Below are 12924 nucleotides of genomic sequence, written 5' to 3' on the forward strand. Positions count from 1 at the left end.
CTGCTCTTCCGTGAATCTCGCTCGTTTCATTCCGTCCGTCCTTTCAAGGGCCGGACTCTAGCTCCGCGTGGAGGAAATTCTCAGGGGCACGTCAATCCGTCCCAACTAACTCTCGGTTCCCGCCAAAGGCCCCTGGCGAGGCCAATCCGCCTTTTGGAAGGCCTTATCCAAGAACCCCGCGACCTTGGACCATTCCTCCCCTGTACGTCCGGGCATTTCAGCCTTGGCCCGCACCTCGGCCAGCAGGAGTTCCCGATCGAGATATTCAGCCAGGCGAGCGTAGTCCTTGCGCCGTTCTGCGACAGAGGCGACGGCGCGTTGGATCAGACCTTCGACATCGAGCGCGCCCTTCAGGCGGTTCGCCTTATCGGAGATCACCCGCGTATTTCCACGAACATAGCCAAGGTTAGGACGGATGCGGTCCAGGGACGGCGAAAAGGGCGAGCGGCTCTCGCCGATGACGATCGGCACGCCCAATGCCGGGCAGACCGTGGGGACGATGACGTCGCTGACAGTCAAATTGAAGGGAAGACCACGACGGGCGGCGCGTTGACGTGCGCGGCTATGGAGCGCGACGGCCGGCCGCAAACGACGCTGGGCCTTCAAGTAGGTGCGCATATAGGCCGCGTTGCACGAAGTGCAGGTCGACCGCTGAAGCCGATCGCCATGGATGATGCAGATGGCGTTGGGAGGATCGTAAATGGACATGTAAGACTCCTTCATCAGAATGAGTCCACAAGCTCAAACTTGGTCTTAAGAGTCAAATTGAATCATGAGCACGCTCCGTATCAAGCCGGATAGCCACCCGACCGGAGCGCAACTCCGAGCCGCGCGCGGACTGGTGAACATGTCCGTCCTGGACCTGGCGGAGCGCACCGGACTGGCGCCGAACACGATCAAACGGGCCGAGAGCGACAATGGACCTGCGCCGGTCAACGCAGCGAACGCCAAGCTGATGGTGGCAACGCTTCAAGCCCTGGGCGTCATCTTCATCCCAGCCCAGGACGACATGGGCTCCGGCGTGCGGTTAGCGTCGCCCGAGCAGCCTGCCTTGGCGCGTAGGCGGGCGGGTCGGAAGGTCCGAACCGCGCCCCCCTAAAAGGAGTCACGATACCCATCCATGGCGCTCAAACCCGTTCGCAGCCTGGATTCTGGAGTCACGATAGGTGTGAACGATGACTCACCGCCTGTTTTGTCGAGTCATGATTGCCCGGCTGTCATGACAGGGCGGCGCGCTGTCCGCAATCCATGGACACAGGACAGGTGTGCCGGAATGATACGCATTGTGGCGAGATTTACAGCGTCAGCGCAAAATCGCTGGAGTCATGATTGCCGGACGGGCGGTTTCGGGCGGGTATTGAAATCGTTGAGGATTTTTCCAGATCAGGGCGATTTTGGAGTCATGATTGCCGTTGTGCGCTGCAACATAATACTGGATTTTGGGTCGGTCGTTGGGGCTGAAACGGAGTCACGATTGCCGAAGCCATTGTAGTTGCTGAGGATTTTTGGGCGTCGATCGGTGTGAGTCACGTTAGCCACCAACGATGACTCTAATCGCCTCATGAGGGGCCGGCTGGGGCTGGGAGGTTCACCCCCAGCCGGCCCCTCCGCGCGCGCATGGACCGCAGGTTCGCCGGCGGCGAGGCTGGAGGGATTACAATGCCCCTTGGTCGGGGGTTGCCGAGCAGTTTGGGGGGGCGTTCAAGCCGCTTCTCGCAGGAGGGTTTCCGCCTGCGCCAGCACCGTCTGAACCGCTAGGTCCGACAGGTCCGGCGGGTAGCCGAACTCGCGAAGGATGCGTTTCACCAACCGGCGCATATTGGCCCGCGCGCTCTCGCGGTGGTGCCAATCGACGGTGACGTTGCTGCGCAGATCGGTGACGAGGCGCGCCGCGATGATCCGGAGTTGCTCACTCCCCAGCACCTCGACCGCCCGCTCGTGTTCGGCAAGGGCGTCGTAGAAGGCCAGTTCCTCTGGCGACAGGCCACTGTCCTCGCCGCGTGCGTGAGCGGCTTTGAGGTCCTTGGCTAGGCCGATCAACTCCTGGATCATCTCCAGCGCCGAGATCGCTCCGGCGTGATAGCGGGCCACGGCGTCCTCAAGCCGCTGCGAGAAGGCTCGGCTCTCGACAACGTTGGTCCGTTCGTGGCCCTTAATTTCGCCGGCCAACAGCTTCTTGAGCGCCTCCAGAGCCAGGTTCTTCTTCTCCATCCCCGCCACTTCCAGCAGGAACTCGTCCGACAGGATGGAGATGTCGGGCGACTGCATTCCGGCCGCCTGGAGGATGTCGACGATCTCGGCGGACGCGACAGCGCGGTCGATCAACTGCTGGACCGCAAGCTGTTTGTCCGCCGCGCTCAGTTTGCCGGTCGTCGTGCTCTTGACCATGCAGGCGCGGATCGCCTGGAAGAAGCCGATCTCGTCCTTGATTTCGCGCGCGGGGTCGCTCGCCGCCGCCAGGGCGTAGGCCTTGCCCAACTCCAACACGAGATCCTGAAAGCGCCGATGGGCGCGCTTCTTGTCCTCCGGCGTCTTAGCCTTGGCGGCTTCCGCCTCACCCCACTTCAGGGCCCAGTCATAGGCGCCAGCGAGGCACTTCAGACGCTCTTGCGGGGACGCCGAAATGCCAGAATGGTAGTCGAAGCCATGGAAGATTTCGCGGATGATCTCATATCGCTCCAGAAGCGCGGCGACGGCCGCATCCTCGTCGATCCCGGTCTTGTCCCGATCCGATTGGGTGTATTGGCCCAGCGCCGCCTTCAGGTTCTGGGCGATGCCGATGTAGTCCACCACAAGGCCGCCGGGCTTGTCGCGGAACACCCGGTTCACCCGCGCGATGGCCTGCATCAGGCCGTGTCCACGCATCGGCTTGTCGATATACATCGTCGTCATGCAGGGGGCGTCGAAGCCGGTGAGCCACATGTCCCGGACGAGGACCAGCTTCAGGGGGTCGTTCGGATCGCGCGCACGCTTCGCGAGATCGTCGCGGCGCTTCTTGCTTCCGATGTGCTTCTGCCAGCCTATCGGATCGGAGGCCGCCCCGGTTATGACGATCTTGATCGCGCCTTCGGCATCGCTGTCCGAGTGCCAGGTCGGCCTCAGGGCGATGATCTCGTCATACAGATCGACACAGATGCGCCGGCTCATGCACACGGCCATCGCCTTGCCCGCCATCGCCTCGGTGCGCGCCTCCAGGTGTTGCACGAGGTCGGCGGCGATCTGCTTCAGGCGGACGCGTGAGCCGACCAACGCCTCGATGGTGGACCATTTGGCCTTGGCCTTTTCGGCCTCGGTCAGGGTTTCGTCCTCGACCAGCGCCTCGATCTCGGCATCGATCTTTGGCTTCTCGTCCTCGTCCAAATCGATGCGCGCCAGCCGGCTCGCTGACCCCCGTTTCGTGCGCGATCGCTGACCATTCGCTCGTCACCACCTGCTCCACCTCGTCCACCACGGCGGCGGCCTAATCAGGGGCAGCAGGAACCGCCCGCTTTCGCTGAGCAGGTTCGCGGCATTGGCGAAGCGGCCCTGGTCGCCGCAGGCCATGGCCAGGTCGCGTCGGTCTTCGCTGACTGACGGGGTGGGAGAGAGCTCACAGGCCGGTGACTGGAGCCAGTCCGGAGGTGCGATGGCGGCATGGTTGCGGAAGTGGCCTGCTCCATGCGCGCCATGTTCCAGCGGTCGTCGGATCGATCGAAAGTGGCTAACCACACGACGCCGTCGTGCTCGACCAGGCCGGGTCCGCCCATGGAGGTGCCCAGCAGCAGTTCCTCGACCGTCTCCGCGTCCTTGAGGCATGGTAGGCGATCAGGGCGTCGGGCAGCGCCTGAAGCTTCTCAAGGTCCCACGTCTTGTTGAAATCGGGGATGGGCGAGAGCGCGCGACGCCCAGACCGAAAGCGAGGGCTCCCGCGCGGTCCTCGGGCGAATGCAGCAGCTATCCGTGCTCATCGCAGCCGATGCGTCGACGATCTGACACGATCCCGCTCATGAATACGCCTGCTCCTCATGCGACGAACCCAGTCCTGCCATGGCGCGGAAGAAGCCGACGAGCATCTCGGCGCGCGGCATGGCGCCTTCGACATCGCCCTGCACCGCCAGTCCCATCCAGAGCGCGTAAAGACCGATACCGGTCTGCATCGGCGGCAAGGTCGGACGAAGTGCGAAGCGTTGCGTCAGATCGGCGACGAGCTCACCGAACATCCGATAGCAGGCCGCCTTGCCCTCCCGGTGCCGCTCGGCGAAAGCCGGATCGCGCCGGGCGTGGAGCTGCAATTCGATCGAGAGCAGTGACCATTGTGCCTCGTCGGCCAACTTCGCGAGCCGCGCGGCCAGCACCTGCAGCGTCGCCTCGATATCGTCGCCGGAGCAGTGCGCGACCAGGTCGCGAAGCAGCGTGACCTCGTCCTGGATATGGCTTTGCAGGATCTCGACCAGCAGATCATCCTTGCTGGCGAAGTTCGAGTAGAAGGCGCCCTGCGAATGCCCTGCGGCGCTGCAGATGTTGCGAATCGACATCGCAGCGACCCCCTCCTCGATAATCGAGGAATGCGCGGCCGCGATCAGCCGGTCCCGCGTCTGGCGCTGCGTGTCCTTGCGCGTAAGCGGCATGGGTTCATTCTCCAACCAACGGGTGAGACGTGCGAAACCTTTTCGGAGGTTCCGCATTTTCAGTGAAACCAGATATCAACTGATATCCGAAATCAACGGCGATTTCGTCCCGAAATCGTTCCTGGGCAACGAAATCTCACTGTGAAGGAGCGCTCTTGGCTCAAACTTACATTGACTATTCCCCGGACGTGGAGGTTCTCGGCGAGGACGAAGAGCGGCTGACCGCCGAGATCCTCGAAATCATGGCCACCACCAACCGGCGGGCCTTCGAGCGGCATCGCCACGCCGTGCGCGACGCCCATGCCAAAAGCCATGGGTTCCTGAAGGGCGAACTGATCGTTCACGAACTGCCCTCGCATCTGAGCCAGGGCTTGTTCGCCCGACCCGCCAACTATCCGGTGGTGATCCGCCTCTCTTCGGCGCCGGGCGACATCCACTCCGATACCATTCCCGCGCCGCGTGGCATGGCGATCAAGGTGATCGGTGTCGATGGCGAGCGGCTTCTCCCCGAAGACCAGGGCCACAACCAGGATTTCCTGCTCGTCAACATCCCGACCTTGAGCTTCGGCACGATCGGTAAATATCGCCAGCTCATCAGCCTTCTGGAGAAGAATGCCGATAACCCGGCCTTTCTCCAGCGAGCGATGGCTGGGGTCGCGCGCGGCGTGGAGGCGGCAGTCGAAGCGGTCGGCGTCGAACCCGGCGCCACGCTGCGCGGGCTCGCTCGCGACAATAACCATCTGCTGGGCGAAACCTATCATTCGATGGCGGCGATCCGCTTCGGCGACCATATCGCCAAGATCAGTGCCGCGCCGTTCTCCGACAACGTCCGTGCACTGACCGGCAAGGATGTCGGCGCGGTTGAGGATTCCACCATGCGCGATCTGGTGGTTGAACATTTCCGCGAGCAAGGCGCAGAGTATCAGCTCCGTGCTCAGCTCTGTGCCGATCTCGACAGGATGCCGGTCGAGGACGCCGCCGTGCTCTGGCCGGAAGACCTTTCGCCGCACCAGCCGATCGCGACCCTGCGCATCCCGCCACAGGAGGCCTATTCGCCGGCGCGGCGCGTCTACGGCGATGATGTGCTGTCGTTCAATCCCTGGCACGGTATCCGCGATCATCAGCCACTCGGCTCGATCATGCGCGTGCGCATCGCCGCCTATGAACGATCCACCCGCTACCGCCACGAAATGAACGCGCAACCGCGCGTCGAGCCGGCGAGCATCGACGTCATTCCGGACTGACGATCCGATCGTCACACGCAATCACGAAAGGAGGCCAGCCATGGCCGAGACCGAAGAAACCCCGCAGATCGATGATACCCGCTTGCAGGCCATCCGCCGCCGCATCGAGGAAGTGGTTGGCGATGCGCCACAGCTCGCCAAGCTCGCCCTCGAGCAGATGGTGACGAAGCATAATCCCGACCTCAAGGGCACAGCAGGCTCGGCCGGTCGCGTCGGCGCGCAGTCCGGCAATGTCTCCGAGCTCACCGCCATCGCCAACCTCAAGCCCGGCGGCGCGGATCGGCTGAAACGCATATTCGGGCTGGTGAACGGCAATTTCGACGGGGCGCAGAAGGTCGGCACGCTGCACAACATGCGGTTCGTGTTCTTCGACAACGACACCCGCATCCTGTTCGCCACCGCCTATGACGGCGACTGGGACACCTATATCAACGACTTCGCCACCAAGATCCCCGATCTGATGGACCTGATCTTCGCCTCAGTCGAGGGCTGGCCGGGCATCGCCAGCCCCGAGGTCAAGGACTTCATCGCCGAGCATCAGATCACCGCCGCCGGCTGGTTCGTCGCCAATCCGCAGGTCACCGTCGTCGATGTGCGCCGGCTCCAACGGCTCGAACATGCCGTCAACGAATTCCTGGACAAGGTGGGCTGAGCCATGGCGATCCTTCAGAAACTAAAAGAACACTTCTCGCGGGGTAGCGTCACGCTCGACCTGCAGGACATCCAGGCGCTGATCCTCAGAAGCCGGCCGGAACCCTATGTCGGCGTTCACGCCATGCTCCATTTCGACGAGGCCGCGGGAGCCCGCAATCTTCTCGGCCGGCTGGCACCGCATATCGCTTCGGCCGAAAATTGGAGCGAGGATCTCGATTTCTGGATCGGCGCTGCGCTCAGCTTCGAGGGTCTGAAGGCGCTCGGCGTTCCCGACGCCCAGCTCAAGACCTTTCCGCTCCCGTTCCAGCAGGGCATGGCCGCACGCGCGGAGCAGCTTCGCGACTTCGGACCCAACGCGCCGGAAAACTGGGAAGACGCGTTCAAGCCGGGCAACTGCCATCTCGCGCTGACCATCTACGCGGTCGACGATGATGCGCTCGACAAGGCGCTGGCGACGGCGCGCACCGAACTCGACCGGAGCAGCGGCGTCACCTTGCTCGGCGAGCATCGCTTCGGCGCGCCGGACGGCGCGAAAAACCCGTTCGGTTTCCGGGATTCGATCTCCCAGCCCGCAGTGGAGGGCAGCGGCGTTGATCCGCTGCCAGGCGAGGAGCGGCCGATCAAGGCCGGCGAATTCATCCTCGGCTATGAGAGCGAGAACGGCCAGCCGCTCGGCATGCCCGAGCCTGCGGTTCTCGGAAGGAACGGCACCTTCGTCGTAATGCGCAAGTATAACAGCCGGGTCGGTTGCTTCAACGCCTTCCTCAAGGCACATGGCGACACGCCGGAGGAACGCGAGCGCCTTGCCGCCAAGATGTTCGGGCGCTGGCGCTCCGGCGCACCCTTGACGCTGGCGCACGATCACGACGATCCCGACCTCGGCGCCGATCCGCAGCGCAACAACGACTTCACCTTCAAGGACGATCCCAAAGGCCGCGTCGTGCCGCTCGGCTGCCATATGCGACGGCTCAATCCCCGCGATTCCGAGTTGACGCTGCTCACCGACGTCAACATCCACCGCATCATTCGCCGTTCCTCGACCTTCGGGCCGGTTTATTCCGAGGATGTGGGGCCTGAGGACGATGCCAACGGCGATCGCGGCCTGTTCTTCATCTTCATCAGCGCGCGTGCCTACGACACGATCGAGTTCATTCAGCAGGAGTGGATCAACCGAGGCAATTTCGTCGACCTTGGCGAAGAGCGCGATCCGATCGTTGGCTTGCATGAGGATGATGGCCGGTTCACGATCCCGCAGGCGCCGGCGCGCAAGCGCATCGACGGTGTGCAGACTTTCAATGTCATGAAGGGCGGCGAATATCTGTTCATGCCAAGCCTGTCCGCGCTCAAATGGCTGGCGGCCGGGAGCTGGGGTTAGGAACCCGCCGGTCAGTCGTTGGCCTTTGTGAAGATGAACGTGCAATTCATCAGGATCGCTGCGCTCGGCCTCACCATGATCTTTACCAGTCGCGTCTGGCCCGATCGGTAATCCTGACGTCTGCAAAAACTGCCTCTAACGCATGATCGGCGAGGACGCTTCGGTCATCCGGACCGCTTGAGCGCAGGCGTTTCGGATCCCGGGTGGCTTTTGCTCTTCATAAGAGCTTGTCCTTCAGCAGCGTCTCAAGCCAATCGGCAAATACCTGCAGCCGGTGTGAAAGGTGCTGGCGGTGGGGATAGAGTAACGTCATAGGCATCAGCTCGGCTCGATGGCCGGGCATCACCTCGACCAATTCTCCCGCCTCAAGATGCTGTTTCACGTCATAGGCTGGGATCTGGATTGTGCAGCGGCGTGGAAGAAGGACCCCCTTAGCGGGGTGATAGGCGCCTAAAGGGGACCCCTCATTCCGATGGTTTAGGCACGGCGGCTTGGTACAACCGGGCGGTCGAGATCGGGATGTTGGTGGTGGAGACAGTGGTGCGGCTTCGCCGTGAGTATGCGGCGGGCAAGCCGATCAAGGCGATCTGTCGGGATTCGAGACTGTCGCGGAAGGTCGTGCGCAAGGCGATCCGGGCGGAGGAAGGCGCGTTCAGCTATCAGCGGACGACGCAGCCGTTTCCGAAGATCGGGCCGGTGCGTGATCGGCTTGTGCAACTTCTGACGGAGAACGAGGCGCGGCCCCGGCGGGACCGTTTGCGACTGACGCGGGTCTGGGACCTGTTGGTCCAGGAAGGCTACGACGGCTCCTATGACTCGGTCCGTCGTTACGCGGCCCGCTGGCGCGAGGAGACCAAGACGGCGCCCGGCGATGGCGGGACTGACCGCATCCGGCTTGAACTTCAGGACGAGCGGCGCGCCTTCGTTGTTGACGCCCCGAAATCCCTCGATTTCGAGCTGTTCGAGAAACCAGCCCTATCTGCGCGGGAACAGGCTTCAGCGGCGCTGCGGGTGGTTCGTCTTGGACCGCTGACGTGGAGGGCGGTGCGTCTTCCGCAAGTGGGTTCGAAGCTTTCGACGCCGCCTTGGTTTCGGCTGCAAGCAGCGCTGCCATCAGGTTGTCTAGGACCTCCTCGCGCTTCATCGCAGTCTCCGACGGGCCGGAGAGCAAAGGGGTCGCCGCTTCGGCAAGATCGGCGTCGAGTCCAGCGAGATAGGCGGCGAAGATCGCCAGGTTCGCGTCGAAGGGAGCAGTGTCCTGGAACGCGAGAGTCGGTTTTGTCTTGGCCATGGTGCAGCTTCTCCCCAAGGCCTTCTATCGTGACTATCTGAAAGGGCCACCGTTGATTGTGGGCGGCGCTGGCTACAAGCGAACAAGGACCTTTCGTTGCCGTAAAACTCAGTTCGGTCGAGTCCAAGGGACGCCCGATTGAAAGATGGCGTCGGTCAGACTCGCCCGATCAATTGCCCAGACAATTCCGCATGGGCTATATTGTTTGGCTTCAGATGCTGCCAATGACCGCTCATGGCGCATTGTCATTGTGGGTCGAATAATGGCCGTCAATGCGCTCGATAGCTCACTCCAATCCGAGGCCCATGAAACGCCCGCGAAACGTGGGCAGGCTGCCTGAGTTCCTTGGGTTTTCGCCAAGCTAAAAAACTCTATCTATCTGGTTTAATTGAGAATCGTGGCGTTGACATCGTAGGAGTCACAGCATCAATCCCTGTCGCGTCCACCACCTCTTTCATCAACTCGTCTAACGAGCAGCCTTTCCTGCTGTGTGATCGGCCCAGGGGACGCAGATTTGGGCGACGTCTGCACACACACATCACCACATTGGTTGTGGAGGGTGAGCGGCTTGATCGGAACATCGGCAGAAGGCGCTGATCTGCGAGTCCTTTCGCCTCACGGCGAAGCGTAAGAGGTTGAAGGGTGTCGATCGAATGCCCCCCCAACTGTTATGTGATTTCGGAGTCACCCGCTGGCGCGGGCTTCGGCCAAGCCGCCCTCCGTTCGCTTCGTTCAGCAAGGTTCTCGCCATCCACCGGGGATGCCGGCGGTAGCCATAGTTTCACCGTCAGCTACGGCAGACATTAGGGCCGAAATGACCCCCGAACGGTTTGACATTGTCTTGCATCCCCCAATGGTGACGGGACCGACCGTGAGCCGGTTTGACCGCCTAACCGATTGATCTAGCCCGGAAGGTCAATCCCTCCGGGCCTACCAAATCTGTCTGTCGAGACCGCTCAAAAACGGCTCAAGACCGCTTCACGGCAGTATCGCGCAAAACACACTCACCAGCGGAAGGTGAAACGACCCAAAGCAGCGCCAAGGGCTGCGACAAGGCTTATGCCCAAGGTGTACCAGACCGCCACAAAGGCGGCCGTATGCTCGGGGCAATGCAGGCCATAGACGGTGGCGGCCAGCCCTGCGGCCAGAAGACCGGCGGCGGCGCCGGCGGAAGCGGGCTTCACAGGAGCGAATCGTCTCGCGGCGAAGAAGATGAACGGCGCCGCCACAGCGCCGAGCGACAGGTTGTTCGTCGGACAGACCCTGGCGCAGCACCCATGATCCAGAGGGCTGGCTGCCTTCTAGCATTGAGCCTACGCTGCACGCTGATCATGCAAGGGCGCTAGGCGAGTGACGTTTCAACAGGGACTGGCCGTTGGCCTTGTCGGGCTGACAATCGGCGCCTTCATCTGGGGTCGGTTTCGTTACGACCTGGTCGCGGTCGTCGCATTGGTTGCAGGATTGGCGATCGGCATCATCCCCGCCGAGGCTGCATTTGACGGTTTCAAAAACGACGTCACCGTCATCATCGCCTGCGCGCTGATCGTTTCGTCCGCCTTCGCCCGATCGGGGGTAATTGAGCTCGCGATGCGGCGGGTGATGCCGCTGCTAAAGACTGAGCGCTCCCAGGTCCCGGTTCTGACCGGTGCCGTGACGTTGCTTTCCATGGCGACGAAGAATGTCGGAGCCTTGGCGATCATGATGCCGGTGGCGCTTCAGGTGGCGCGCCAGACGAAGTCGTCTCCCTCCCGGCTCCTGATGCCGATGGCTTTCGGCGCCATGGCGGGCGGCATGGTCACCCTTGTCGGGACCGCCCCGAACATCATCGTCGCCGAAGTGCGCCAGGGCATCGTCGGCGAACCCTTCGCCATGTTTGACTACGCACCCGTGGGCCTGGCGCTCACGCTGATCGCCTTGGCGTTTTTGGCGTTCGGCTATCGCCTGTTGCCCCGCGATCGACAGGGCGCAACGTCCATGAGCGCGGCCTTGGCCGCCAACGCCTATGCCACGGAAGTCAGGGCGCCTGAAGGCTGGGCTCCGGGGTCTATGACCGTGTCCGCTCTTGCCGCCCTCGGCGACGACGAGGTCAAGATCATGGCGCTGATCCGTTCAGGGAAACGGCGGCTGAGTCCCAGAGGCAATGTCGTCGTCAAGGCGGGTGACGCGTTGCTGATCGAAGGCGAGCAGCAGGCGCTGGAGGGCTTCGTCAGTCGGGCTCAGATGAATCTCATCCGCGATGATCGCCCGGTTCCCATAGCGACCGCATCCGAGGAGATTGCGATCGTGGAGGCGGTCATCGGCCGAAACTCGCCGCTGCAAGGGCAGTCTGTTCGAAGCTCGGATCTGTACGGCAAGCACGGGATCAATCTGTTGGGCGTGTCGCGAAGCGGCTTTCAACTCACCCAGCATCTGCGGACGGCGAAACTGGCCCCCGGCGATATCATCCTGCTTCAAGGCGCCGAACAGGCGCTGCCGGTCGCGCTGAGGGCGCTGGATTTACTCCCCCTGGCGGAGCGTCAGGTTCAACTCGGAAGCGTGCGCAGGCGCTTCATGCCAGCCGTTGTTCTTGCGTGCGCCATGACGCTCGTCGGCCTTGGCCTGCTTCCAGTCGCCGTCGCCTTCTTCGGCGCCGCCGTCGTCATCGTCGCATTGGGCGGCTTGAAGATGCGTGAGGCCTACGCCGCCCTCGATGGACCCCTGCTCGTTCTGATCGCAGCCCTCATTCCCGTCTCGGACGCGATACAATCCACGGGAGGGTCCGACCTGATCGCGGGACTGCTTCGCCACGTGTTCACAGGTTTGCCGGGCGTTGTCGCGATTACAGGCGTCATGCTCGCCTCAATGGCGGTTACGCCCTTCCTGAACAATGCGGCGACCGTTCTGATCGTCGCCCCGATCGGAGCGACGCTGGCCAAGCAGCTTGGCTACAATCCAGACCCGTTCCTGATGGCGGTCGCGGTCGGCGCCGCGTGCGACTTCCTGACGCCCATCGGTCACCAGTGCAACACGCTGGTTATGGGACCTGGCGGCTATGAGTTTTCTGATTACCCCAGGTTGGGCGCGCCTTTGAGCGCGCTCGTTCTGGTCACGGGGCCCTCGCTCATCTTGCTGTTTTGGCCTCTGTGATTGGCTCGAGGTCAGAAGATAGCGTTGGAACAGACAGGTCAGGATCACCGTTTCCGGCTGTTCGCCGGCTCGACATCCCGAGCCGCTTATGAGGGCCTGACAGCCTCATGGTGCGGCTTCGAAGAGGCCGAAGTGTCGCGCGGCTGCATCAAAACGGCCAAGCGTTCGATAGCTTGAGCCATTGCCAGTCGCTCGCCGTGTGGAAGTTCCGCCAAGGCGGCAAGGAAGCCGTCGCCGAGCAGGCCCGGGGACGTATTCAACGCCTGCCGCCCCGCGTCAGTCAAACGCACATGGACGACGCGGCGATCGACGGTCGAGCGATAGCGGGCGGCCATGCCCTTGGCTTCGAGCTTGTCCAGTACGGCGACGACGGTCGGCGCCGACATGGAAACGTCCCGCGATATGGCGCTGGTGCTGACTTCACCCAATGCGCGGACGGATTGCAGCACGAGGAGTTGCGGCAGCGTCAGCCCGGTCAGTCGTGAAATTTCTCGAGACCGAACATCAATCGCCTGGGCGATGCGTCGGACCGACCGGACGAGGGATGCGGTGGCGTCAACCGCCACGTCAGGGCCTGGCTCATGGGAAATATCGGCCATTCGGGTTGAACTCTTTCGTGTCCTAACC

General features: G+C 62.7%; 11 protein-coding genes and 1 pseudogene. 6 read left to right on the forward strand and 6 right to left on the reverse strand.

What is annotated here, in order from left to right:
- Positions 1-105 precede the first annotated feature (105 nt).
- Entirely contained in the window at positions 106-708 is a 603-nt protein-coding gene (locus HF680_RS12635) for a hypothetical protein (protein WP_205196269.1), read from the reverse strand.
- Between the two features lie 64 nt (positions 709-772).
- On the opposite strand from HF680_RS12635, the gene HF680_RS12640 reads away from it, so the two are divergent.
- On the forward strand, positions 773-1099 hold the full coding sequence (locus HF680_RS12640; protein WP_185225305.1) for a helix-turn-helix domain-containing protein: 327 nt from the start codon (positions 773-775) through the stop codon (positions 1097-1099).
- 602 nt (positions 1100-1701) lie between these two features.
- Here the strand turns inward: HF680_RS12640 and HF680_RS12645 are convergent.
- The gene (locus HF680_RS12645; protein ID WP_205196270.1) at positions 1702-3360 is read right to left on the reverse strand and encodes a type I restriction endonuclease subunit R; all 1659 of its coding nucleotides are present in this window, start codon (positions 3358-3360) and stop codon (positions 1702-1704) included.
- 623 nt (positions 3361-3983) lie between these two features.
- A complete protein-coding gene (locus tag HF680_RS12650) occupies positions 3984-4607 on the reverse strand; it encodes a TetR/AcrR family transcriptional regulator (RefSeq protein ID WP_185225306.1) in 624 nt (207 codons plus the stop codon).
- Between the two features lie 155 nt (positions 4608-4762).
- On the opposite strand from HF680_RS12650, the gene HF680_RS12655 reads away from it, so the two are divergent.
- Genes HF680_RS12655 through HF680_RS12665 form a run of 3 tightly spaced genes read left to right on the forward strand, consistent with a single transcriptional unit; the run spans position 4763 to position 7880 of the window.
- Positions 4763-5851 carry a catalase family protein gene (locus HF680_RS12655; protein WP_205196271.1) on the forward strand — a complete coding sequence of 363 codons (1089 nt, stop codon included), beginning with the start codon at positions 4763-4765 and terminating at the stop codon, positions 5849-5851.
- 40 nt (positions 5852-5891) lie between these two features.
- Positions 5892-6503: a hypothetical protein gene (locus HF680_RS12660; protein WP_185225307.1), complete on the forward strand. Its 612-nt coding sequence runs from the start codon at positions 5892-5894 to the stop codon at positions 6501-6503.
- 3 nt (positions 6504-6506) lie between these two features.
- Positions 6507-7880, forward strand: a complete 1374-nt coding sequence (locus tag HF680_RS12665) for a Dyp-type peroxidase (protein WP_185225308.1) — start codon at positions 6507-6509, stop codon at positions 7878-7880.
- Positions 7881-8097: 217 nt separating this feature from the next.
- On the opposite strand, the gene HF680_RS12670 is transcribed toward HF680_RS12665, so the two are convergent.
- Positions 8098-8262: a type 2 periplasmic-binding domain-containing protein gene (locus HF680_RS12670; protein ID WP_205196272.1), complete on the reverse strand. Its 165-nt coding sequence runs from the start codon at positions 8260-8262 to the stop codon at positions 8098-8100.
- A 137-nt stretch (positions 8263-8399) separates the two neighbouring features.
- Here HF680_RS12670 and HF680_RS16060 point away from each other — a divergent pair.
- A pseudogene (locus tag HF680_RS16060) lies at positions 8400-8759 on the forward strand (IS21 family transposase); the annotation flags it as partial.
- A gap of 1416 nt (positions 8760-10175) precedes the next feature.
- On the opposite strand, the gene HF680_RS12675 reads toward HF680_RS16060, so the two are convergent.
- Positions 10176-10457: an NrsF family protein gene (locus HF680_RS12675; protein ID WP_045809608.1), complete on the reverse strand. Its 282-nt coding sequence runs from the start codon at positions 10455-10457 to the stop codon at positions 10176-10178.
- Positions 10458-10521: 64 nt separating this feature from the next.
- On the opposite strand from HF680_RS12675, the gene HF680_RS12680 reads away from it, so the two are divergent.
- Complete coding sequence (locus HF680_RS12680; RefSeq protein ID WP_045809607.1) at positions 10522-12297, forward strand: SLC13 family permease; 1776 nt, start codon at positions 10522-10524, stop codon at positions 12295-12297.
- A gap of 86 nt (positions 12298-12383) precedes the next feature.
- Here the strand turns inward: HF680_RS12680 and HF680_RS12685 are convergent, their stop codons facing one another.
- Positions 12384-12896: a MarR family winged helix-turn-helix transcriptional regulator gene (locus HF680_RS12685; protein ID WP_045809606.1), complete on the reverse strand. Its 513-nt coding sequence runs from the start codon at positions 12894-12896 to the stop codon at positions 12384-12386.
- Positions 12897-12924 lie beyond the last annotated feature (28 nt).

The organism is Brevundimonas huaxiensis, assembly GCF_014218725.1.
Classification (GTDB): Bacteria; Pseudomonadota; Alphaproteobacteria; order Caulobacterales; family Caulobacteraceae; genus Brevundimonas; species Brevundimonas huaxiensis.